This window comes from Rhodopseudomonas boonkerdii, from assembly GCF_021184025.1.
In the GTDB taxonomy this organism is placed as follows: domain Bacteria; phylum Pseudomonadota; class Alphaproteobacteria; order Rhizobiales; family Xanthobacteraceae; genus Tardiphaga; species Tardiphaga boonkerdii.
Genome location: NZ_CP036537.1, coordinates 2,251,377 through 2,274,350, shown reverse-complemented (window position 1 = coordinate 2,274,350; position 22,974 = coordinate 2,251,377). Strand labels below are relative to the sequence as shown.

The following is a 22,974-nucleotide window of genomic DNA, read 5'->3' as shown; positions in this document are numbered from 1 at the left end:
TTCGACAGCTTCGGAAGCAGCTTTGTTAGCTCACTGAAAATGTCATCGGAGGGTCCATCCGGCAAGGAAACGGGTTTGCAAATGCAATTGGGGCGGTGGTGAATTGCTGTCGCGTTCACGCTGCATGCGATAGAATATTTCTCCTGGACGACCCCCGCCGGCACGGACCATGGACGGAACCATTTTTTGGCGGCACGCTAAGTCCGGATGGTCATCGGGATCGGAGAGCGTCATGACTGCGCTGGATCAATCGACCGGAAAGAACCGCTACCTTACGGCACCGAAGCGCGCCGACTTCACCCTCGATCAGGACTGGGCCTCCTATTCCGCTGCCGAACACGATCGCTGGGACCGGCTGTACGCCCGCGCGCAGACGGTGCTGCGGGGCCGCGCCTGCGACGAATTCCAGAGCGCGTTGCAGCACCTGCAACTCTCGGACGGCGGCATTCCCGACATGGCGACACTCAGCGCCCGGTTGAAGCCTCTCACCGGTTGGCAGGTGGTGCCGGTGGCCGAGCTGGTCCCGGATGACGTGTTCTTCGATCATCTCGCCAACCGCCGTTTCCCGGCCGGCGCCTTCATCCGCCCGGAAAGCGAGATGGACTATCTGCAGGAGCCGGACATTTTCCATGACGTGTTCGGCCATGTGCCGCTGCTCGCCAATCCCGTCTATGCAGATTTCATGGAAGCTTACGGAAAGGGTGGTCAGCGCGCGATGGCCCTCGGCCAGCTGAAGAACCTGGCGCGGCTGTACTGGTACACGATCGAGTTCGGACTGATGAAGAGCGCAGAGGGCCTGCGCATCTTCGGCGCGGGCATCCTGTCTTCAGTGACGGAATCCGTCTTCGCGCTGGAAGATCCCTCCCCCAATCGCATTGGTTTCGATCTCGAACGGGTGATGCGCACCGACTACATCATCGACGATTTCCAGCAGACCTATTTCGTCATCGACAGTTTCGAGAAACTGCTGGAGGACAGCTATCGCGATTTCGCCCCGCTCTATGCGCGGCTTGCGCAGGCAAAAGACATCGCGGCCGATGAGGTGGTCCCGCAGGATCACGTCGTCAGCCGCGGAACGTTGGCGTATTTCAGGAAGAAACGAAGCGCTACACCGTAGGTAGGGCGGATAAGCGTAGCGCAATCCGCCGCCGGAATTTCGTTGCAAGCTCGGCCGGTGGGTTACGGCTTCGCCTCACCCACCAACCCTACGCTCCAGGTCAGCCGTTCATCGACTGAATGCGGAACTTGGCCGGCGAGACGCCGAAGCGGCGGCGGAAGCTGCGATGGAAATAGGACAGTTCGTTGAACCCGCAGGCGCCGGCGACTTCGCTGATCTTGAGCGTGCATTGCTTGTCTTCGGTGAGCATGCGGCGGGCCTTGTCGAGGCGGAGCTGCATGATGCGATCGGTGATGCTGAGACCGGAGCCCTGCAACAGATCCTGGACATAGCGGACCGACAGGCCGAGCTTCTCCGCGACCACCCGGGTCGAGAACTGCTGGTCGGCATAGCTCTCATTGATCTGGTTGATGACGCTGGCGATGCGCGCGCCGCGCAGGCCCCCGACATCGGTCAGATTGGTGATATCCGGCTGCGCGGGGGTCGCCGGCGGGCTGTCCTGCAGGGGCGCCCGGTTGTTCGTGAAGTCGGAGTGGTTGCTGAAAGCAAGCTGTGTGTTGTCCATTTTCCCAATCACCGCCCGTGTCTGTGTGCGGTTATGGGTCGCGGCCTCCATGGCGAAGGTTCAATGCTGCCTGCGATTTTCTTGGCCGCCGCCGAGTTCGGGCGGCAACGAGCGGTCGAGCACCTCGCCTGTCGGACCTTCGAGCAGGTCGAGCTGGACATCCTCGATCACAAGGGGGCCGCGCCTGCGCTGGAGTTCGGCAACCTTTTCAACACGGCTGAACGCATCGCGCCATTCGGGATCGGCCATCAGGCCGGGCGGCGCGACCAGCAGCAGCTTGCCGGCCAGGTCTGCGGTGCTGGGCTCCGGCATGTTGATCCAGCGGATGCGCTGACCACGCTGGGCCACACATGTTCCCTTCGGGAGATAGAACGCCAGCCAGCTCGTGGTTCCGTAGTCGGGTGCCAGGATGCAAGTGGCACCCGTGCGCTGACGCACGGCTTCAATCTCCGCAGCCAGCTCGGGGAAACCGACCCCGACGCTGCGTACGGTGGCGTCGCGCTTGTAACCGGACAAAAGGCCGGTATTGGCCTGCACCACCAGCGCGACGAACATCACAGCGCCGACCGACGTTGCCCAGCGCAGACAGATATCCACAGTGCGCTGCGCCCGGCCACGCCACTGGACCATGGTGGCGGCGACCGCTGCGGCGATCGCGAAGGCCGGATAGACCGGCGCGAACCAGTTGGCCTCGACCCGGGCATGCAGCGCGTGCCAGGCGAAATACAGCGCGATGACCCAGACCATGGCGCTGACCAGCACGCGCGACGACAGAGCGCCGGACTGGCGACGGGCCAGCGCATAAAGGCCCATGGTGCCGAGGATGAACACCAGTGGCGTGGCGAAGGCGAACTGGGTGGGAATCAGTTCGGCGATATAGGCCGCCTTGAACTGCTCGATACGGGCCCGGCCGAGCTGCTTGATGAACGACACCCACTGGTGATCGGCATTCCAGAACAACACCGGCGAAAACACGGCGAAGGCCGTGAGGCCACCGAGATAGGGCCATGGCGAGATCAGCCAGCGCCGCATCTTCGGCACCACAACGAGCCAGATCAGGATCGCCGCGCCGAAAAACAGCGCCGTGTATTTCGAAAGCAGCGCGAGGCCGACGGCAACGCCGACCGCCAGCCACCAGACGCCCCGCCCGGTCGCCGCGACCTGCGCCAGCGCCAGCAGGACGAAGCTCGAAGCCACCAGCAACGGTGCATCCGGCGTGACGATCATCAGACCGACCGACGCAATCATGGTGGCATTGAGCAGCAGCATCGCTGACACCGCAATGCGCTTGCCGCCGAACAAGAGCTCGGCCGCGCGGAAAATCGCCCAGCTCATGGGCAATGTCAGCAGCACCGAGAACAGGCGCACGCCGAACGGCGTATCGCCGGCGATCAGCGTGCCCAGGCGGATCACCACAGCGACCATTGGCGGGTGATCGTAATAGCCACCGGCGAGATGCTTCGACCACATCCAGTAATAGGCTTCGTCGAAGGTCAGCGGCGTCCAGGCGGACGCCGCGAGACGCAGCAGCACGAGGCCGATGACCACGGCGAAGGCGCCGCGGACCATCCGGGTATCGGCCGCCGTCACCGCTTGCGCCACACGAACAGGCCGGACATGGCGTAGTTCCAGACCACGCCCATCAGCGCACCGGCCGCCCCGGCAAGCCACCAGATCGGCTCATTGTCAAACACCGACCAGGCGACGCCGACATTGGCGAACAGACCGACGCTGCAGACCAGATAGAACAGAATCAGGCCCTGCAGAATGCGCAGGCCCTTCAGACGCTGGTCGCGATAGGTCAGGAAGTTGTTGAGCACGAAGTTGCTGGTCATGGCGCAGAAAGCCGCGATGCCCTGCGCTTCGGCAAAGGGAAGCGCGAAGGCTTCCAGGCCGGTGAACAAGGCTGCGAAATGCACGACAAGGCCGATGGAGCCCACCAGCGCGAACAACAGGAAGCGCAGCGACACCGCATCGTTGGTGAGCTTCGCCAGAATGAGGCCGAGGAAATCCAGCGCCACCATCGAATCGAGCTTGCTCTCGCCATGCAGGCGCGAGCCGAAGGTATAGGGCACTTCCTTGATAACAAGCGCACCGCGCGCAGTGGCGACGACATCGAGCAGGATCTTGAAACCCTGCGTCGAGAGCTGTGGAGCAAGCTGCTCGAAACGATCGCGGCGGATCATGAAGAAACCGCTCATGGGATCGGCGACATCAACGCGCAGCACCTGCTGGGCGAGCACAGTGGCAAATTTGCTGAATCCGGCACGCTTGTTGTCAAAGCTGTCGGCACTGCCGCCATCGATATAACGGCTGCCGATCACGAGATCGGCTTCGCCGCCCTCGATCAGGCCCAGCATTTTTGCCAGTTGCGTTTCGTCGTGCTGGAGGTCGCCGTCGATAACCGCGGCGCTGGGGGCGGACGAAGCCAGCATGCCCTCGATGCACGCACCGGACAGACCGCGGCGGCCGATGCGGCGGATGCAGCGCACCCGCGCATCCGTCCGCGCCAGTTCGCGCACGGCATCGGTCGTGCCATCGGGAGAATTGTCATCGACGAAGATGACTTCCCAGGCGATGCCAGCAAGGGCTGCATCGAGGCGCCGGACCAAAGTGGCCACATTGCCGCGCTCGTTGAAGGTGGGGACGACGACCGACAGCTGCAGCGGAGCGCCCGCATGCAGGATCTGTCCGGAGCCCGGTGTGATGGCATCGTTCATGGCGCCAGCATATATCCGCCGCGCAGGAACCTGCCAAGGCGCTGCTGGAACGCATCAACCGTTTGAATGTATATGGAAAACGGGTCGGCGAAAGCAACGGCGTCAGCCCAAAATGCAAACGACCCCGAACAACCGGCGCACGTACATCCGGCGCGCCATCCCACTCAAGGGCTCAGGTCATTCAAGGTCGTCTCGGCAACGGAGCGGTTAGGCATCGACGTCACCGTTGAATGCGAGATAGGAATGGTTGGGCCGTTCCACAAGGGGCGATTCGAAGAAAACGGGAGGAACCGGAATGGCAGCAAAGACCGGAAAGATCCGCATCGGAATTGGTGGCTGGACCTTCGAGCCCTGGCGCGGGACGTTCTATCCGGAGAAGCTGACCCAGGCGAAGGAACTCAGCTACGCCGCCTCCAAACTTACCTCCATCGAAATCAACGGCACCTATTACGGCTCGCAGAAGCCGGAAAGTTTTCGCAAATGGGCGAGCGAGGTACCGGACGACTTCGTGTTCTCACTGAAGGGTCCGCGCTTTGCCACCAATCGCAAGGTGCTGGCCGAAGCCGGTGACAGTGTGAAGCGCTTCTACGATTCCGGTGTGCTCGAACTCGGCGACAAGCTCGGCCCGGTGCTGTGGCAGTTCATGCCGACCAAGAAATTCGACGAGGCCGATTTCGGCGCTTTCCTCGAACTCCTGCCGCGCGAACGCGACGGCCGCACGCTGCGCCATGTGGTCGAGGTGCGGCATGACAGTTTTCGCACGCCGGCTTTCATCGCCCTCCTCCGCGAACACAAGATCCCCGTGGTATTCTCCGAACACGCAACCTATCCCGCGATCGCCGATGTCACGTCCGATTTCGTCTATCTGCGCCTGCAGAAAGGTGAGGACTCGATCCCGACCGCCTATGCGCCGAAGGCGCTGGACGCCTGGGCCAGGCGGTTCAAGCATTATGCCGGCGGCGGCGAACCGGACGACCTGCCCAAGGTGAGCGACGGCAAGATCAAGAAACAGCCGCGCGACGTGTTCGCCTATGTGATCCACGAAGCGAAGGTGCGTGCGCCGCATGGTGCGATGGCGCTGATCGAGCGGGTATAGCCGGGAGCGATGCATGGCCAAGGCGAGGAAAACGGCAAAACTCTTCACCATCGGCTATGAGCAGACGCCGGCGAAATCCGTGCTCGACGAGCTCGAAGCCGCTGGCGTGCAGCTGCTGGTCGATGTCCGTGCCGTCGCGTCGTCACGCAGGCCAGGCTTTTCGAAGTCGCAGCTTGCCGCAGGGCTGGACGAACGCGGCATCGGCTATGTCCATCTGCGCGGGCTCGGCACACCGAAGGACGGCCGCGAGGCGGCGCGCTCGGGCAACATCGCGGAGCTTGAAAAGATCTACAGCGCCCATCTCAAGACGCCGCAGGCGCGCGAGCAGATGGATGAGCTGGCGGCCTTGGTGGAGAAAGCCGGCCCGATCTGCATCCTCTGCTATGAGCGCGATCATACGCATTGCCACCGGCGCTGGATCGCCGAGATCATCGAGGACCGCGAAGGCGTCGCCATCGAGAATCTGGTCGCGCCTCAGATCGAGCCGAAGTAAAAAAACTTCTTCCATGTTCTTCTATCGTTCCCTTATCCACACTGGACGTAGCATTATCCACATGTATTCTACCTAAAATTGTTATTTACGGTTGCGTTCTGTGGCGTTGGGTGGGGGCTCGATGCGTTGGGGACGGATATTGCGAACCGCGGGGCTGGCCATCGGCTTCAGCCAGGCCGATGCGGCCGGCGCGCAGGACTTCGATGCCATGGACGTCGAGTTCAACGTGTTGACGCCCGCACGCAGCAAGTCGTTCTGGTCGGAACTGTTCGACAACCGCGCCAACCGTAAACGACCTTTCGATTATCTGTCGGGCGGCATGCCTGACAGGCTGATCTATTTCGGCGGAATCGACGCGTCGAAATGGAGTTTCGGCGCCTTTGCGGGCGCGCAATGGATGCCGAACGGCTTCGATCGCAACGGCTTCATCCTGCGCCTCTTCGCCTCCGAAAGCCTGGAACGATATGTGGATCGCTTCGGCCGCTACGATACCCAGATCACCCGCGCTTATCTTCTACCTGGCTACATGTTTCGCGTCGGTCGGATGGAAGCGCAGTTCCTCCTGGGCCCCGATGCCGAAGTGGACTTCTTCTACCGGAACGGTCGCAGCGACCGCTGGCGTTCCCGTTTGGGCCTGCGCGGCATCGCCGATTTGTGGTGGGAGCCGACAGCCGAGCTGATGGTCCAATATGCCCTTACAGGCACCACCATCGATAACGGCTACACCACGCGCATCGCCGCTGGCTGGCGCCTGTTCGATTCATTCTGGATCGGACCGGAAGCAGCGCTGTCCAGAGACCGTTTCAGCCGGCAGACACGGATCGGCGTCCATCTCACCGGGCTGCGCACGAACGACTATGAATGGAGCTTTGCAGCAGGCCGCGTCTCTGACGACTTCGGCCGCGACGGCGTTTACGGCCGTCTCGGCATCATGCTGCGGCCGAAACGGGCGCCGTTCTTCGATAACTAGGCTACGATCCCGAAAAATGGTTTTCGGGCGATCGGACAGGATCATTCTCTAACGAAGCTGCCACACCGCCTGCGGCTGCTCATAGCCACGCACCTGAACGTCGCCGAGACATGTCGCATCGCGCCCGGCCTCCCCCGCGGCATCGCGCACCGCCGTGGAAATCAGCAATTGTGAGCCGAATTCCTTATTGAGCGCTTCGAGACGGGCGGCGAAATTCACGGTGTCGCCCATGACCGTATATTCTTTCCGCCGCGGCGACCCGACATTGCCGGCGATCACCGCGCCCATATGAATGCCGATGCCGATCCGCAGTGGCCACGCGCTGTCGCTGTTGTTTTTCTCCATTTCCGTCAGCATCTCGAGCGCGGCTTCGACTGCGCACTGCGCCGCGTTGGGATCCTCGATCGGCGCACCGAACAGTGCGAGAAATCCGTCCCCGAGAAACTTGTTCACGATACCGGAGTGGCGGTCGAGCACATCGACCAGGATGGCAAAGGCCTCGTCGAGACGCTCCACCACCTGGCGCGGCGTGTGAACATGAGTAGCCGCAGTGAAGTTGCGGATATCGACGAACATCACCGCGACCTGCCGCATCTCGGTGGTCGGTGCCGCGCCGGTCGCGAGCAGCCGCTCCACCACTTGCGGCGACACATGCTGGCCGAACAGATTGGTGACGTGATCGCGCGCGGCGGTGGCAGCGATGCTCGCCTCGAACTGTCGCCGCAACTGCATGCCGACGCCCCCCGCAAGCACGCCGCCGACGAGCAGCATGATCGCACGGACCAGCTGGAAAATGCTTTCCGGCATCGGCTCGTCGGCAAAACCTGCGGGCCGATACAGCATCGCCATGGCGAACATCTCCGACGCCGCGACAAAGCCGGTGAAGGTGGACAGCCAGAAATCCAGCCGCAATGTCGAGAGAATAATGAAGATGAAATAGGTCAGCGGCGCCGCAAAGGCGAGCGCGGTGTTGGCGCCCATCCAGTTCATATGCAGATAGAGCGCCGCGGTCGGCACGCTCGTTTCGATCAATGCGCTGAGATAACGCCGGAAGACCGGTACATCCTTGTTTTCGGCGGCGCGTCGCGTGATCAGATACAGTGCCAGAAGCTCGAGTGCGAGAAATGGCAAGAAGATCACATAGGTCGAGCCGAGTTCGAAACCGCCCCGGGAAATGCCGGCGAAGATGGACGGCGCGAGCAGCTGCACGACCGTGACCAATGCCATGAGGATCGCGACGGTCGCGATGACGGCCTTGATGCGCAGCCGCTCGGTGAGCAGCACTTGGCGGTTCAGCGCCTCACGGGCCGTCTGAAGCTCGGCGCCCTTGGCAGCGGGTGTAAAAATGGTTCGTCGGAGCGGTATCATCGGCGACAACATAGCCGTCGATGACGGAATCAACGAGGCCAAATATAGGCGAATGCGATGGTGACCATGACCGGCAGGTAACGATGCTACCCCTTGGCGTCACATGCCCAGGCGCGGATGACGCATTCCTTGCCGCCATAGTCGTAGCACTTCCTGGTCGCTTCATTGAGCGTCGAGGAAATGCGTGGAGCCACCGCATAACCGTGAGCTCCGCATGGATTGGCCATATCGACCGACAGCGCAGCGCAGGCGCGGTTCATGGTGACGGTGGTGCAATCGCCCTTGCAGGCTTTCTTCGCGGCAGCGACAGCGGACGCCGACGCAGAATGATCGTAAGCCTGACCATAGGCGCCGCACTTGCCGATAGCGAGCGCGCCGGCACCAATTGCCGGCTGTAGCGATGCAAAACTGAAAACAAGCGCAGCAGAAAAAAACGCGCGTGAGCGCGCCGCGATACGAAATGACAAATTCCCCTCCCCCGAGGTGCAGTCCGGCGGGACGTTAGCGCGAGGGAGTTTCGACTTGGTGAATGAAACGTCGCTAGCCGCCCCGCGCCTCTTCAAGCGCCTGCGGCGTGTCGACGTCGAGGAAGGCTCCCCGGCCTTCGACAGCGACATCCGTCACCGCTTCGGCATGTTTCAGGATCAGCTCTCGCGCGCCGATATCGCCGTCCAGCGCCATCAATTCCGGAAAGAAGCGACGCGACCATAGCACCGGGTTGCCGCGACGACCGTCACTGACCGGCACCGCGATCAGATGGCTGCGATCCGGCGCGAAGGCGTCGATCAGGCGATCAATCAATTTGGCATCGATCAATGGCATGTCGCCGAGACAGACGACTGCACCGTCCGCACCTTGCGGCACGGCGGCGATGCCCGTCTTCACCGAGCTGGCGATGCCGTCGGGATAATCGGGATTATAAACGAACGTGACATTGAGACCGCGCAGCGCCTTTTCCACTTCGGCCGCCTGATGGCCCGTCACCACCGTGACACTGCTCACTTTCGACTTCAGTACATGTTCGGCGACGATACGCACGAGCGGCTTGCCGTTCAGCTCGGCAAGCAGCTTGTTGGGCCCGCCCATCCGCGTGCCGCGGCCAGCTGCGAGAATGAGCGCGGCAACATTGCGGTTGCCATCAGTCTCCGCCGGCGCGCGCGGCTGTGGTCGCGTGACGATCTCCATCAGCAGGCCGCCGACACCCATGCCGACCAGATCGGCGCGCGTCACTTCCAGCCCGGCCAGCAGACGCATCAACACCCAGTCGAATCCGTTCTCCACCGGCGAGCGCGCGCAGCCGGGCGCACCGAGGATCGGCACATCGCCGGCGCTGCCGATCAGCAGCAGATTGCCGGGGTCCACCGGCATCCCGAAATGCCGGATGTTGCCGCCGATCTGCTCGATGGCCGCGGGGATGACATCGCGGCGATCGGCAATGGCCGAAGCGCCGAACACGATGATGAGTTCGGCGCCGAGTTGCAGCAGTTCGTGGATGGTCTCGGCGAGCACCTTTTCGTCGTGCGGCACGCGGCGCTCTGCGATGATTTTTGCGCCAGCGGGGCCGAGGCGTTCCTCGGTCACGCGCAGGGTCTTGTCGATCACCTTCGGCGAAAGGCCCGGCAGCAGGGTCGAGACGATGCCGACCTTCTTCACCTTGTAAGGCGCGATCCGCATAGCCGCGCCGCCCGCAGCTTTCACCGCGGCATCGCGGAGCGTCGCGGCAATGCCGAACGGGATCAATTTCACGGTGGCGATCATCTCGTTCTCGACCACCGGCTTGAAGGCTTGCAGCGTCGCCAAGGTGATCGCTTCGTCCACGCCATTGATGCGATCGACGGCGGCACGGTCGACGACAAGCACGCCTGGCTTTGCCGCGAACAGATTGGCGCGGCCCGTGAAAGCGCGCTCGACAGCAACGCCTTCGCCCGCAATCGCCTGTGCAATGCTGGCGGCAGCAGCGTCTTCGGAAACATCGCCGTCCTCGAGACGGACAACCACGACTTCCCTGACACCAGCGCGCGTCAGCTCAGCCACTTCGTCTGGGCCAATGGTGGTGCCCTTCTTGAGAACGAGCGTTCCCTGCCGTAGCGTGTGAACCGTCACGCCGCCGAGAGCTTCGGTCGGACTGGCCGGGCCGAACTTCATGCCGCGCTCGCCTTTGCTTCCCTCGGCAAACGCAGCTCCGCGGTAATCTCGGCCATAATCGAAACGGCAATCTCGGATGGCGAGACAGCGCCGATGTTCAGGCCGATGGGCGCCTTGATCTTTGCGAGATCGGCATCGGTCGCGCCCTGCCCCTTCAGGCGGTCGAGACGCTTGGCATGCGTCTTTCGCGAGCCGAGCGCACCGATATAGAAACAGTCTTTCTCGAATGCGTGCAGCAGCGCGGGATCGTCGATCTTGGGATCATGGGTCACGGCCACAAAGGCGGTCCAGCGATCGACGCCGAGTGGCGGCAGCGCCTCGTCAGGCCATTCGGCGATCAACTTCACGTCCGGGAAGCGCTCGGGGCTGGCGAAAGCGGTACGCGGATCGACCACGGTGACATCGTAATCGAGCGAACGCGCCAGCGGCGCCAGCGCCTGACTGATGTGAACAGCACCAATGATCACGAGTTTGGCTGTGGGCGCATAGACATTGAGGAACAGCTTCTTACCGTCCACCTCGACCATGGCGCTCTTGCCCATGCGGAGCTGCCTTTCCAGCTCCGCATGCAAGGGATCGGCGGCGAAATCGGCTGCTTTCACCATGCGCTGTATACCATCAGATATATCGGTCACCACGATAACTGCGCGGCGAGCGGCGCGCTCGGCATTGAGCAGCGCCAGGGTCTCGGTTTTCACGATCAGCCTACCTTTTCGACAAAGACGCGGATGGTGCCGCCACAGGACAAACCGACATTCCACGCGGTTTCGTCAGCCACGCCAAATTCCAGCAATTTCGGCTGGCCGCTTTCGATCACATCCAGGGCCTCGGTGACCACGGCGCCTTCGACGCAGCCGCCGGAGACTGAGCCAAGAAATGTGCCATCGTCATTGATGACCAGATTGGAGCCGGCCGGACGCGGGGCCGACCCCCAGGTCTCCACCACCGTAGCCAGCGCAACGCCGTGGCCAGCCTTTTGCCAGGCTTCGGCGGCCTGCAGGATGTCTTCTTCGCGATTGAGCATCAGAACCCTCCTTACACAGCGGGACGGATCAGCAGGCGGTGATGGCCGGATATCGGCGCGGACAGGGCTTTAATGAGCCCATCGATAGACGTCAAATTATGTACCGGGCGGAATTCGTCAACGTGGGGCAGCATCATTTTGATTCCCTGAGCCTTCGGCTCGAAACCATCGAAGCGCAGTAGCGGGTTCAGCCAGATCAGCCGGCGACAGGAGCGATGCAGGCGGTCCATCTCGAAAGCGAGCTGCGAATCCGCCTCGCGTTCGAGTCCATCAGAAATCAGGAGCACGATGGCGCCCTGTCCGAGTACTCGGCGGCCCCACAGCTTGTTGAAATTGTGCAACGAAGCCGAGATGCGGGTCCCGCCAGCCCAATCCTGCACCGATGCCGAACAACTCGCCAGCGCTTCGTCGGGATCGCGCGCCCGCAGGGCACGGGTGACATTGGTCAGCCGCGTGCCGAACAGGAACACCGAGACACGCTTGCGCGCGTCGGTGATGGCGTGGAGAAAATGCAGGAACAGGCGGGTATATTCGCTCATCGAGCCCGAGATATCGAGCAACGCCACGATGGGCGCCGGCTTGTCGATCAGGCCGAGGCGGCGGATATCGACGATATCGCCGCCGGTGCGCAGCGAGGCGCGCAAGGTGCGGCGCAGATCGAGCCGCGCGCCGCGGCGATCCGGCCGTGTGCGGCGCGTGCGCAGTTCCGCCTGCGGCAGTCGCATATCGGCGATGGCGCGGGTGACCTCAGCAATCTCCGCCGCGCTCATCTGTGCAAAATCCTTCTTCTGCAAGATTTCGCGGTCGGAAACCGAGAGCCTGACCTCCTGCTCCTGCGGCGCCTCACGCTCCTCGCCGCGGGACGGCTGGGTCATCGCCTCCTGCACACGGCGCGAGGCCGGGGGCGGCTTGCGCCTCGCGTCATCCGGCAGCGGCACCGAATCCAGCATCTGCTTCCAGTCTTCCTCGGCGCGAAAGAACAGATCGAACGCCTGTCGGAAGATCAGCGCATGTTCGTGGCGTTTGACAAAAATGGCCTCCATCGTCGTGAAGACGTCGGCACGTTTTCCGATATCGACCAGTTGCAGCGCGTCGAGCGCATCGATCGCCCCACCGGGCCCGACCGGCAGCCCCGCTTTGCGCAGCGCGCGAGCGAAACCGATGACATTGTCGGCCATCTGCCCGGTCGGCGGATTGAGATGATCGATGGGCATGTCAGCTCCCCCAAACACCGGCCTCATGGTGAGGAGGCGCCGCTTCGGCGCCGTCTCGAACCATGACTGCATTTGGCTCAGAGCGTGTTGCCATCCTTCGAGACGCCGCTACGCGGCTCCTCAGGATGAGGGCCGGGTATGGTGCTGGCGCTCTCACTCGCTCGTCACTTCCTTGATCGTCTTCGCCAGCGCATCGCCCTGCATGCGCTGAATGTCATCCTGATACTTCAACAGCGCGCCCAGCGTGTCGCCGACCACTTGCGGCGTCAGCGAGCGTGCATCGAGTTCGGTCAGTGCGGTCGCCCAGTCGATCGTCTCGGCGACGCCCGGCGATTTGTAGAAGTCCTGATCGCGCAGCTTCTGCACGAACGACACCACCTGCTGCGACAGTTTTGCGGAAATGCCGGGCACGCGCGATTTGACGATGGCGAGTTCGCGATCGGCTGCGGGATAATCGACCCAGTGATAGAGGCAGCGGCGCTTCAGCGCATCGTGTATCTCGCGGGTACGGTTCGAGGTGATGACGACGATCGGCGGTGCCGGCGCCTTCACGGTGCCGAGCTCGGGAATCGTGACCTGGAAGTCGGAGAGGATTTCGAGCAGATAAGCCTCGAAGGCTTCATCGGCGCGATCGAGTTCGTCGATCAGCAGCACCGGCGGACCGTTCACATCCGGCTCCAGCGCCTGCAGCAGCGGGCGTTTGATCAGATAGCGGTCGGCAAAGATGTCGCTGGCGAGCTGGTCGCGGTCGCTTTCGCCCGCAGCTTCCGCGAGGCGGATCGCAATCATCTGCGAGGCGCTGTTCCACTCATAGACGGCGGACGAGACGTCAAGCCCCTCATAGCATTGCAGGCGGATCAGCTTGCGACCAAGCGCGGCCGACAGCACCTTTGCGATCTCGGTCTTGCCGACCCCGGCCTCCCCTTCGAGAAACAGCGGCCGCCCCATGCGCAGTGACAGATAGGCCACCGTCGCCAGCGCGCGTTCGGCGAAATAGCCACGCTTGGTCAGCAGATCGAGCATGCCATCGACGGAGGTGGGAAGCGCCGATGGTGCAGTCATGAATGTCCCGATCTCAGAATGATGGGCCCGATCGATCAGGCCCGGTTGTTGGCGGCTTCGACCGCGCGCTTGGCCAGCACGCCGATCAGATGTGCACGATACTCGGCGCTGCCGTGCAAGTCACTGTTGAGGCCATCCGCCGACACCGGAATGCCATCCAGCGCCTTCGGTGAGAAACGCTTCTTCAGCGCCTCCTCGAACGCCTCGACGCGGAAAACGCCATCCGAGCCGGCGCCGGTGACGGTGACGCGCACCGCCGACGGCATCTTGGCAACGAACACGCCAACCAGCGCATAGCGCGAGGCCTGGTTGCGGAATTTCTGGTAGGCGGCCTTCTTCGGCAGCGGGAACGACACCTTGGTGATGATCTCATCCGGCTCCAGCGCCGTGGTGAACAGGCCCTGGAAGAATTCTTCCGGCTTCAGTTTGCGCTTGTTGGTGACGATGGTGGCGCCCATCGCCATCACGGCCGCCGGATAGTCCGCGGTCGGATCGTTATTGGCGAGCGAGCCGCCGATGGTGCCTTTATGACGCACGGCGGGATCACCGATCAGGCCGGCGAGTTCGGCCAATGCGGGAATCGCTTCGGCGACCGTCGCCGAAGCTGCAACATCTGCATGCTTGGCGAGGGCGCCGATCACCAATACGCGACCTTTGATCTCGATGCCGTCGATACCTTCGATATGCGAGAGATCGACCAGATGTGGCGGCGCTGCGAGGCGCTGCTTCATGACGGGCACCAGCGTATGGCCGCCGGCGATCAGTTTTGCGTCCTCATTCTTGGCGAGGAGATTCGCGGCCTGCCGCACGGTGGACGGACGATGATATTTGAATTCGTACATGGGAGATCCCTGAAGCGCGTTTCGCGATTATCGTTGAACGTCAGGCGAGATCGGATTTTTCCATCGCCTTGGCACCCGCAGCGATCGACGCCACGATGTTCTGATAACCGGTGCAGCGGCAGAGATTGCCTTCGAGCTCTTCGCGGATCACATGGTCGTCGAGATCGTGGCCCTTGCGGCGGACGATATCGATGGCGGTCATGATCATGCCGGGCGTGCAGAAGCCGCACTGCAATCCGTGATTCTCGCGAAACGCTTCCTGCATCGGATGCAGCGGCGCACCATCGGCAGCGAGCCCTTCGATGGTTTTCACCTCATGACCATCAGCCATCACCGCGAGCGTTGTGCAAGCCTTCACCGCCTTGCCGTCGAGATGCACGACGCAGGCGCCGCATTGCGAGGTATCGCACCCCACATGGGTGCCGGTCAGCCGCAACTCTTCGCGCAAAAACTGCACCAGCAGGGTGCGCGGATCGATATTCTTGGTAACGGGGCTGCCGTTCACGATCATCGAGACTTTTGCCATATGCACTCTCTTTGCCGGCGCAGGCCATCGCGTGGCCGCCCGGTTCTTAAAATCGTTCCAAACGCATCATATGGATGAAGTTTTGGCTCGGCAACCACGGGGAAACGCAGCCAGCTGCGCGTTTTGCGCGGACATCAAGAGAGTGTGATCGCATGCGATCCTGTCCCGGGGCGCGATGCAGCGGCATGCCCGCGAAGCCTCGCTTGGAATGCCGCAACGCGCCCGGACAGAGGCTCAGCCCTGCACGGCTTTCGCAAAATTTCCGAAGAACTCGTCGGCAATCTTCTTGGCCGAGCCGTTGATCAGACGCTGGCCGAGTTGGGCGAGCTTGCCGCCGATCTGGGCTTCCACATTGTAGGTCAGGAGCGTGCCGCCATCCTTGTCGGTCAGGACCACCGTGGCGCCACCCTTGGCGAAACCGGCGACGCCCCCCTCGCCTTCGCCGGTGATCTTGTAGCCGTTCGGGGGATCGAGGTCGCTCAGCGTCACCTTGCCCTTGAAGCGGGCCGAGACCGGGCCGACCTTGATTTTTGCCGTGGCGCGGAAGCCGCCCTCATCGGTGGCCTCAAGCTCCTCGCAACCGGGGATGCAGGCTTTCAGCACGGCTGGATCGTTGAGCTTCTCCCACACCACTTCGCGGCTCGCGGCCAATTGCACTTCGCCGCTCATCGTCATGGCCATGGGCAGTCTCCTGAACATCGGGGATTCAAAACGCGATATAATCCCAAGTAATGCACAGATCGTACAAAGGAAAGGCCGACGGATCGCCGAAAGTTGCCTGTTCGCAGTGCAACAGCGACAAGTCGTCCGGCCCCTTTTGCAGACCTCTTGGAGACTCCATCGGGAATGGCTAGGGTCCGGCCGCAATGAGCACAGCCCTTTCCCCACTTCTGGCACCGCTGCTGTCGAGCGCCGCCATGCGCACGATCTGCGACGATGCGACGACTCTGCAGCATATGCTCGATTTCGAGGCCGCCCTCGCGCGCGCAGAGGCTTCAATCGGCGTGATTCCCGCCGCTGCCGTCTCCGCCATCGAGGCATCGTGCCGCGCCGACCGCTTCGACCTCCCCGCGCTGGCCGAGGCAGCGACTCGCTCGGGCAATCTCGCGATCCCTCTGGTCAAGGCGCTGACGGCCGACGTGGCGAAGACTGATCCGGACGCCGCCCGCTATGTGCATTGGGGCGCGACCAGTCAGGACGTCATCGACAGCGCAACCATGCTGAGCTTGCGCGCCGCCGCTGATGCGCTGCTTGCCGACTGCGATCGCGCCATCGCCGGCTTTGCGAAGCTGGCGGAGCAACATCGCCATACGGCAGTGGTCGCGCGTACCTGGCTGCAACATGCCCTGCCGATGCCATTCGGGCTGAAGCTCGCCGAATATGCCGCAGCGCTGCATCGCTCGCGGCACCGACTCGCGCGCTTGTGCGCCGAAGGCCTCGCGCTGCAATTTGGTGGGGCCGCAGGCACGCTGGCCGCGCTCGGCGATAAGGGACTGGCGGTAGCGGAGCAGCTCGCGAAGGAATTGGACCTGCCGCTGCCGGATGCGCCGTGGCACACGCACCGCGACCGCATCGCCGAAGCGGCGTCGGTGCTCGCCATCCTCACCGGCACCTGCGGCAAGATCGCCCGCGACGTCTCGCTGATGATGCAGACCGACGTGGGCGAAGCCTTCGAACCATCCGGCACGGGCCGCGGCGGATCGTCGACCATGCCGCACAAGCGCAACCCGGTGGCGTCCGCCTCCGCACTTGGCGCCGCCACCATGGCCCCCAATCTCGCCGCCACGATCTTCGCCGCGCAGGTGCAGGATCACGAACGCAGCGCCGGACCGTGGCATGCGGAATGGCCGACATTGCCGCAACTGCTCCTGGTGACGTCTGGCGCGCTTGCTGCGGTCGTCGATATCGCCGAAGGGCTGGAGGTCGACGCGGAGAGGATGCGCAGCAATCTCGACTTGGCGCACGGCCTGATCATGGCCGAGGCCGTGACCTTTGCGCTCGCCGAAAAGCTCGGCAAGAGCGACGCCCATCATCTGGTTGAAGCGGCCAGCAAGAAGGCCGGCGCCGAGAGCAAGCATCTGCGCGACGTGCTGGCTGCCGATCCGAAGGTCACGGCACAGCTCAGTGCCGATGCAATCGCCAAACTGTTCGAGCCGATGGACTATCAGGGCGCCTCCCAGGCCCTGATCGATCGTCTGCTGACTTCACTCAAGCACTAAGAACGACGGAGTTTTCCGATGCCCATGATCGACGCCGACGGCTGCCTGCTGAATGTTTCCGTCGAAGGCCGCGACAGCGGGCCGACCCTGATGCTGTCGAATTCGCTTGGCTGCACCATGGCCATGTGGGAACCGCAGATGCCGGCGCTCACAAAACTGTTCCGCGTGGTCCGCTATGACCGCCGCGGCCATGGCAAGTCGGGCATGAACGGCCCGGTGTCGATGGAGCGCTACGGCAAGGATGTGCTCGCGATCCTCGACGATCTCAATATCGACAAGGTGCATTGGTGCGGCCTGTCGATGGGCGGCATGGTCGGGCAATGGCTGGGTGCTAATGCGCCGGATCGCTTCAACAAGATGATCCTCGCCAATACCAGCTGCTATTATCCGGACCCGACCAACTGGCATAACCGCATCAAGGCCGTGCGCGAGGGCGGTCTCGCAGTCGTCGCCGATGCGGTTATCGGTGGTTGGCTCACCGCCGATTTCCGCGAGCGCGAGCCGGAGGCCACCGCAAAGATGAAGGCGATGCTGCTGGCCACCCCTGTGGAAGGTTATCTCGCCGCCTGCGAGGCGCTCAGCACGCTCGACCAGCGCGCGCTGCTGCCCAAGATCAAGAGCCCGGTGCTGGTCATCGCCGGCAAGCAGGACAATGCAACGCCGGTATCGGCGAGCGAATTCATCCGTGCCAACATTCCTGGCGCCAACATGACGCTGCTGGACGCCGCGCATATTTCCAACGTTGAGCAGAGTCACGCCTTCACCGAAGCTGTGGTCGGCTTCCTGACACAGCGTTGATCTTAACCTCTCCCCGCAAGGGGCGCGAGGGAGCGCACGGCCATCGCCTGGAATACAAATCAATTCGTGTGCGGAGTTACACACATGGACGAACAACAACGCGCCGAGAACGGCACCGCCAAGCGTCGCAAAATTCTCGGCGATGCCTGGGTCGACAAATCGGCTGCCGGCAAGAACAGCTTCAATGCCGACTTCCTCGATCTGATCAGCCGCTATGCCTGGGGCGAGATCTGGACTCGGCCCCATTTCGACGATCGTACGCGGCGCGTGCTGGTGATCGGCACCATGCTGGCGCTCGGCCAATGGGATGAATTCCGCATGCATGTGCGCGCCGCCCTCACCGAAGGCGGCTTCACGCCGGACGACATCAAGGAAATCCTGCTGCAACAGGCGATCTATTGCGGCGTTCCCGCAGCCAATCATGCCACCAAGGAAGCCGCCGCGGTGATCAAGGAACTGGGCCTGAAGATCTAGGCTGCATTCGCCTTGTGCAACGACGGCGCTTCGCCGGGATCTTCGCCCGACCATTCAGGCAGCTGGACTGCCTCGCGGCGCATCGGCGGCTCGAACGCCATCACGATGGCGACGCCGAGCATCAGCAGGAGCTCGGTGATGTGCAGCCGCATGGCGGCGAGTTCGCCGACCCGCCACGCCATCGCCATGCCGGCAAAGGAAATCGCGCCGCCGATGCCGAGCGCCATCGCCAGCGCCTCATCGCAGCCGCCGGTCTTGCGGACTTTCGGCTGCGTGATGAAGACGAGGAACACGGCGAAGAATGCAACCACCGTCAGCTTGGCGAGCGCCAGCAGCCACGCATAGCGCACGGTGCCGAAGCTCGAGAGCTGCAGGACATCGCTCAGAAACAGTGCCAGCGAGATGTTCGGACGTTCGTAAAATCCCTGGATCGGCGAGACCATGATGCGGAGGGCGAAGATGGTCCAGGTCGGGATGAAATAGCAGGCAAGCAGCGCGCCGGTGACCGTACTGAGCCGCCAGGTCTGGATCGTGCCCTGCGCAGACCAGTTGTCCTGCGAAATGCCGTCCCGGGAAATGCTGTGCTCGGACATACCGCCAACGCCTTGTCTGCGACTCGCGCGCGAGCCGAATGGTTGACGGCGAGCTAACGCCGCGCCCCAGTCTGCGACAACGTAAACCGATTGGTAACCTTAATTTTCAAAAGGTGGGGAAGCGGCGGAATTTTTGCTTGCCAAAAGAAAAGCCCCGCCTTTCGGCGGGGCCCTTCTTCAAGAGGCTTGGAACGCTCGTTCCCTAGGAACGCTGACCCGGATTACCTTGCCGCGGGTCCTGCTGCTGGCCCGGACGGTGCTGCCCGCCCTGCTGGCCCTGATGCCCCTGGCCGGGATTCTGGGTCTGCTGCCCGGGGGTACGCTGGTCCTGATTGTTCTGGCTCTGATTTTTCGACACTTGCCGTTCTCCTCGATTGAACCGCCCAGCCGCCTCACAACGCATGTCAGGACAAATCGTTTCAGTTCCCACATGTCATTTGCAAGGCGATTTCGCTGGGTGAATGTGACGGCGGAACCGGTTGCGTTGCAGCGAAAAACGGCAGGGACAGCTCAACTTAGCCGCACCTGCCCCTGTTGCTGTCTCCGCAAAAGCGCTGTTAGAAAATGGAGCAGCGACCGCGAGATTCCGGCTGTCGGGGTTTTGGCATCGGCGCAGACAGAACGACAGCTCGATACGGGTCTATGGATTATTTCGCCCAGCAACTGATCAACGGTCTCGTGCTCGGCTCGATTTACGGCCTGATCGCCATCGGCTACACGATGGTCTACGGCATCGTGGGTATGATCAATTTCGCCCATGGCGATATCTTCATGATCGGCGGCTTCATCGCGCTGATCACCTTTCTCATTCTCGTCTCCATCGGTCTCACCGCGGTACCGGTCATTCTGCTGCTGGTATTGCTGGTCTCGATGGCGATCACCTCGCTCTATGGCTGGACCATCGAACGCATCGCCTATCGACCGCTGCGCCAATCCTTCCGCCTCGCGCCGATGCTGTCGGCCATCGGCATGTCTTTCGTGCTGACGAATTTCTCGCAAGTGTCGCAAGGCGCGCGCGTGAAGCCCGTGCCGCCGATCATCACCGGGGGCTATACGTTGCATGAAGGCGCTGACGGTTTCGCCATCCGCGTGTCCAACATCCAGATCATCGTGGTGATCACCACCGTCGTGCTGCTGGCGCTGTTCACCTGGCTGGTGGCCCGCACGCGGCTCGGCCGTGACATGCGCGCCTGCGAGCAGGACCAGAAGATGGCCTCGCTGCTCGGCGTCGATGTCGATCGCACCATCTCCATGACCTTCGTCATCGGCGCCGCCCTCGCCGCCGTCGCCGGCATGATGTACCTGCTCTACTACGGTCTCGTGGATTTCTTCATGGGCTTCGTTGCCGGCATCAAGGCCTTCACCGCCGCCGTGCTCGGCGGCATCGGCTCGCTGCCCGGCGCCATGCTCGGCGGATTGCTGATCGGCCTGATCGAGACGCTGTGGTCGGCCTATTTCTCGACGGAGTACAAGGACGTCGCCGCCTTTTCGATCCTGATCGTCGTGCTGATCTTCCTGCCGACCGGCTTGCTCGGCCGCCCCGAAGTCGAAAAAGTCTGAGGTAGAATCCGGCGTGGCAGTAGCATCGACATCAAGCAAAACTGCCCGCGGCCTCGACGCCACATTCATCCTCAAGAAGGCGGTCATCTCCGCGCTGGTGGCGCTGGTGCTGTTCTCGCTGATGATCGGCGTACGCACCGAAGCCGGCCCGACCGGGCAGCTCGTTTACTGGACACGCTTCGGCGATCTCGCGGCCATGGTCGCCACGGTGTTCGGCGGCAGCATCCTGATCGAACTCCTGCGTCACTGGTGGGGTCCCGTCGAGACTGTGCGGGCCATGCCGCCTTCCGCCACCCGGGCACTCTCGTTCGCCGGCCGGGCCCTGGTGCCGGTGCTGCTGATCTTCACCTTCCTCGTGCCGGTGATCTTTTACAACGAGCGCTACATTCTCGATCTCGGCATTCTCGTGCTGACTTATGTGATGCTCGGCTGGGGTCTCAATATCGTCGTCGGCCTCGCCGGGCTGCTCGATCTCGGCTACGTCGCATTTTATGCCGTCGGCGCCTATTCCTACGCGCTGCTGGCAACCACCTTCGGCTGGTCGTTCTGGATCTGCCTGCCGCTGGCCGGCATCCTCGCCGCCTTCTTCGGCATCCTGCTCGGCTTCCCGGTGCTGCGCCTGCGCGGCGACTATCTCGCCATCGTCACACTGGCGTTCGGTGAGATCATCCGTCTCGTGCTCTTGAACTGGCAATCGCTCACCGGTGGCCCGAACGGCATTTCCGGCGTTCCGCGCCCGTCCATGTTCGGCATTCCACTGACGCCGGGGGACGACGGCCTCGCCGCCCTGCTCGGTATCGACTTTTCGCCGACGCACCGCATCGTCTTCCTGTTCTACCTGATCCTGGCGCTCGCGCTGATCACCAACTGGGCGACGATCCGCCTGCGCCGCCTGCCGATCGGTCGCGCCTGGGAGGCCTTGCGCGAGGACGAAGTTGCCTGTCGCGCGCTCGGCATCAACACCACGACCACGAAGCTTACGGCCTTCGCCATCGGCGCCATGTTCGGCGGCTTTGCCGGCGCCTTCTTCGCCACCCGCCAGGGCTTCATCAGTCCGGAGTCTTTCACGTTCCACGAGTCCGCTCTGGTGCTCGCCATCGTCGTACTCGGCGGCATGGGCTCGCAGCTCGGCGTCGCGCTTGCGGCGCTCGCGCTGATCGGCGGCTTTGAGCTGTTCCGCGGCCTCGAGCAATTCCGCATGCTGGTGTTCGGCATGTCGATGGTGTTCTTGATGATCTGGCGCCCGCGCGGCCTGATCGGCCACCGCGCGCCCACCGTCTATCTCGAACGCAATCAGGCAATCTCCTCCGAATTCGTGAAGGAGGGCGCGGGATGATCAACGACATTCTCAGCGTCGAGAACCTGACCATGCGGTTCGGCGGCATCGTCGCCGTCAACGACCTGTCCTTGACGGCCGAACGCGGCAAGATTACCGCGCTGATAGGTCCCAACGGCGCCGGCAAGACCACGGTATTCAACTGTATCACCGGCTTCTACAAGCCCACCTCCGGCACGATCCGCCTGCGCCATACGGATATGGAATGGCGGCTGGAGACGCTGAACGATTTCCGCATTTCCAAGGCGGCGAAAGTCGCGCGCACCTTCCAGAACATCCGCCTGTTTCCCGGCATGACCGCGCTGGAAAATTTGATGGTCGCCCAGCACAACGCGCTGATGCGCGCGTCTGGCTATACGTTTCTCGGCCTGTTCGGCGTGCCGTCGTTCCGGGCGGCGGAGGGCGCGGCCATTGATCTCGCCCGCTACTGGCTCGACCGGATCGGCCTGCTCGGCCGTGCCGACGATGCTGCCGGTAATCTCCCTTATGGCGACCAGCGCCGCCTCGAAATCGTGCGCGCGATGTGTACCGAGCCTGCACTGCTTTGCCTCGACGAACCTGCCGCCGGCCTGAATGCGAAGGAAAGCGGCGAACTCAACGAACTCCTGCTGCGTATCCGGGGCGAGCACGGCACCTCGATCCTGCTGATCGAGCACGACATGTCGGTGGTGATGGAAATCTCCGACCACATCAACGTGCTCGACTACGGCGTCAAGATCGCCCACGGCACGCCGCAAGAAATCCGCGACGATCCGAAAGTGATCGCCGCCTATCTCGGCGCCGATGAAGAGGAGGCGATTGCGGTGATGGAGGGCGAGACGTGAGTGACGCTCTTCACTTGTCCCGGACGCG

25 protein-coding genes are annotated in these 22,974 nt (G+C 62.8%); 10 read left to right on the top strand and 15 right to left on the bottom strand.

Annotation, left to right across the window (positions count from 1 at the left end; translation table 11 throughout):
* Positions 1-232: 232 nt before the first annotated feature.
* Entirely contained in the window at positions 233-1,117 is an 885-nt protein-coding gene (gene phhA / locus E0H22_RS10500) for a phenylalanine 4-monooxygenase (RefSeq protein ID WP_233025587.1), read from the top strand.
* 100 nt (positions 1,118-1,217) lie between these two features.
* Here phhA and E0H22_RS10495 read toward each other — a convergent pair whose 3' ends face one another.
* The 3 genes from E0H22_RS10495 to E0H22_RS10485 are packed head-to-tail and all read right to left on the bottom strand — an operon-like array spanning position 1,218 to position 4,402.
* The gene (locus E0H22_RS10495) at positions 1,218-1,682 is read right to left on the bottom strand and encodes a helix-turn-helix domain-containing protein (RefSeq protein WP_233025586.1); all 465 of its coding nucleotides are present in this window, start codon (positions 1,680-1,682) and stop codon (positions 1,218-1,220) included.
* A 60-nt stretch (positions 1,683-1,742) separates the two neighbouring features.
* Entirely contained in the window at positions 1,743-3,251 is a 1,509-nt protein-coding gene (locus E0H22_RS10490; RefSeq protein ID WP_430715271.1) for a glycosyltransferase family 39 protein, read from the bottom strand.
* Between the two features lie 17 nt (positions 3,252-3,268).
* Positions 3,269-4,402 carry a glycosyltransferase gene (locus tag E0H22_RS10485; RefSeq protein ID WP_233025584.1) on the bottom strand — a complete coding sequence of 378 codons (1,134 nt, stop codon included), beginning with the start codon at positions 4,400-4,402 and terminating at the stop codon, positions 3,269-3,271.
* 295 nt (positions 4,403-4,697) lie between these two features.
* Here E0H22_RS10485 and E0H22_RS10480 point away from each other — a divergent pair, with 295 nt between their 5' ends.
* From E0H22_RS10480 to bcsS, 3 genes are all read left to right on the top strand, one after another.
* Positions 4,698-5,498 carry a DUF72 domain-containing protein gene (locus E0H22_RS10480; RefSeq protein WP_233025583.1) on the top strand — a complete coding sequence of 267 codons (801 nt, stop codon included), beginning with the start codon at positions 4,698-4,700 and terminating at the stop codon, positions 5,496-5,498.
* A 13-nt stretch (positions 5,499-5,511) separates the two neighbouring features.
* Entirely contained in the window at positions 5,512-5,991 is a 480-nt protein-coding gene (locus E0H22_RS10475; protein ID WP_233025582.1) for a DUF488 domain-containing protein, read from the top strand.
* Positions 5,992-6,130: 139 nt separating this feature from the next.
* Positions 6,131-6,961 (top strand): cellulose biosynthesis protein BcsS, encoded by an 831-nt coding sequence (bcsS, locus tag E0H22_RS10470; protein ID WP_233025581.1) that lies wholly within the window; start codon positions 6,131-6,133, stop codon positions 6,959-6,961.
* Positions 6,962-7,009: 48 nt separating this feature from the next.
* On the opposite strand, the gene E0H22_RS10465 is transcribed toward bcsS, so the two are convergent.
* The 10 genes from E0H22_RS10465 to E0H22_RS10420 form a co-directional block, all read right to left on the bottom strand.
* Positions 7,010-8,329 (bottom strand): adenylate/guanylate cyclase domain-containing protein, encoded by a 1,320-nt coding sequence (locus tag E0H22_RS10465; RefSeq protein ID WP_233025580.1) that lies wholly within the window; start codon positions 8,327-8,329, stop codon positions 7,010-7,012.
* Positions 8,330-8,415: 86 nt separating this feature from the next.
* A complete protein-coding gene (locus E0H22_RS10460) occupies positions 8,416-8,796 on the bottom strand; it encodes a DUF4189 domain-containing protein (RefSeq protein ID WP_233025579.1) in 381 nt (126 codons plus the stop codon).
* 73 nt (positions 8,797-8,869) lie between these two features.
* Positions 8,870-10,474: an NTP transferase domain-containing protein gene (locus E0H22_RS10455; RefSeq protein WP_233025578.1), complete on the bottom strand. Its 1,605-nt coding sequence runs from the start codon at positions 10,472-10,474 to the stop codon at positions 8,870-8,872.
* Complete coding sequence (locus tag E0H22_RS10450) at positions 10,471-11,172, bottom strand: XdhC family protein (RefSeq protein WP_233025577.1); 702 nt, start codon at positions 11,170-11,172, stop codon at positions 10,471-10,473. Before E0H22_RS10450 ends, E0H22_RS10455 begins: the two co-directional genes overlap by 4 nt.
* A gap of 2 nt (positions 11,173-11,174) precedes the next feature.
* Entirely contained in the window at positions 11,175-11,498 is a 324-nt protein-coding gene (locus E0H22_RS10445; protein ID WP_233025576.1) for an XdhC family protein, read from the bottom strand.
* Between the two features lie 11 nt (positions 11,499-11,509).
* Positions 11,510-12,712 carry a vWA domain-containing protein gene (locus tag E0H22_RS10440; RefSeq protein WP_233025575.1) on the bottom strand — a complete coding sequence of 401 codons (1,203 nt, stop codon included), beginning with the start codon at positions 12,710-12,712 and terminating at the stop codon, positions 11,510-11,512.
* A 153-nt stretch (positions 12,713-12,865) separates the two neighbouring features.
* Positions 12,866-13,774 carry an AAA family ATPase gene (locus E0H22_RS10435; protein ID WP_233025574.1) on the bottom strand — a complete coding sequence of 303 codons (909 nt, stop codon included), beginning with the start codon at positions 13,772-13,774 and terminating at the stop codon, positions 12,866-12,868.
* Between the two features lie 35 nt (positions 13,775-13,809).
* Positions 13,810-14,616 (bottom strand): FAD binding domain-containing protein, encoded by an 807-nt coding sequence (locus tag E0H22_RS10430; RefSeq protein WP_233025573.1) that lies wholly within the window; start codon positions 14,614-14,616, stop codon positions 13,810-13,812.
* A gap of 40 nt (positions 14,617-14,656) precedes the next feature.
* A complete protein-coding gene (locus E0H22_RS10425) occupies positions 14,657-15,142 on the bottom strand; it encodes a (2Fe-2S)-binding protein (protein WP_233025572.1) in 486 nt (161 codons plus the stop codon).
* A 234-nt stretch (positions 15,143-15,376) separates the two neighbouring features.
* Complete coding sequence (locus tag E0H22_RS10420; protein ID WP_233025571.1) at positions 15,377-15,823, bottom strand: SRPBCC family protein; 447 nt, start codon at positions 15,821-15,823, stop codon at positions 15,377-15,379.
* A gap of 185 nt (positions 15,824-16,008) precedes the next feature.
* On the opposite strand from E0H22_RS10420, the gene E0H22_RS10415 reads away from it, so the two are divergent.
* The 3 genes from E0H22_RS10415 to E0H22_RS10405 all read left to right on the top strand — a co-directional run bounded on the left by E0H22_RS10415 (position 16,009) and on the right by E0H22_RS10405 (position 18,633).
* Positions 16,009-17,361 (top strand): 3-carboxy-cis,cis-muconate cycloisomerase, encoded by a 1,353-nt coding sequence (locus E0H22_RS10415; RefSeq protein ID WP_233025570.1) that lies wholly within the window; start codon positions 16,009-16,011, stop codon positions 17,359-17,361.
* A gap of 18 nt (positions 17,362-17,379) precedes the next feature.
* A complete protein-coding gene (pcaD, locus tag E0H22_RS10410) occupies positions 17,380-18,159 on the top strand; it encodes a 3-oxoadipate enol-lactonase (protein WP_233025569.1) in 780 nt (259 codons plus the stop codon).
* An 84-nt stretch (positions 18,160-18,243) separates the two neighbouring features.
* On the top strand, positions 18,244-18,633 hold the full coding sequence (locus tag E0H22_RS10405; protein WP_233025568.1) for a carboxymuconolactone decarboxylase family protein: 390 nt from the start codon (positions 18,244-18,246) through the stop codon (positions 18,631-18,633).
* Here E0H22_RS10405 and E0H22_RS10400 read toward each other — a convergent pair.
* Together E0H22_RS10400 and E0H22_RS10395 are read right to left on the bottom strand one after the other, a co-directional pair.
* Entirely contained in the window at positions 18,630-19,226 is a 597-nt protein-coding gene (locus E0H22_RS10400; protein ID WP_233025567.1) for a hypothetical protein, read from the bottom strand. The two genes, E0H22_RS10405 and E0H22_RS10400, sit on opposite strands and share 4 nt — an antisense overlap.
* A gap of 202 nt (positions 19,227-19,428) precedes the next feature.
* Positions 19,429-19,584 (bottom strand): hypothetical protein, encoded by a 156-nt coding sequence (locus E0H22_RS10395; RefSeq protein ID WP_233025566.1) that lies wholly within the window; start codon positions 19,582-19,584, stop codon positions 19,429-19,431.
* Positions 19,585-19,868: 284 nt separating this feature from the next.
* Between E0H22_RS10395 and E0H22_RS10390 the strand changes: the two genes are divergently transcribed.
* The 3 genes from E0H22_RS10390 to E0H22_RS10380 are packed head-to-tail and all read left to right on the top strand — an operon-like array spanning position 19,869 to position 22,946.
* A complete protein-coding gene (locus tag E0H22_RS10390; protein WP_233025565.1) occupies positions 19,869-20,786 on the top strand; it encodes an ABC transporter permease subunit in 918 nt (305 codons plus the stop codon).
* A 13-nt stretch (positions 20,787-20,799) separates the two neighbouring features.
* On the top strand, positions 20,800-22,122 hold the full coding sequence (gene livM, locus E0H22_RS10385) for a high-affinity branched-chain amino acid ABC transporter permease LivM (RefSeq protein ID WP_283818809.1): 1,323 nt from the start codon (positions 20,800-20,802) through the stop codon (positions 22,120-22,122).
* Complete coding sequence (locus tag E0H22_RS10380) at positions 22,119-22,946, top strand: ABC transporter ATP-binding protein (protein WP_233025564.1); 828 nt, start codon at positions 22,119-22,121, stop codon at positions 22,944-22,946. Before livM ends, E0H22_RS10380 begins: the two co-directional genes overlap by 4 nt.
* The last annotated feature ends 28 nt before the right edge of the window (positions 22,947-22,974 follow it).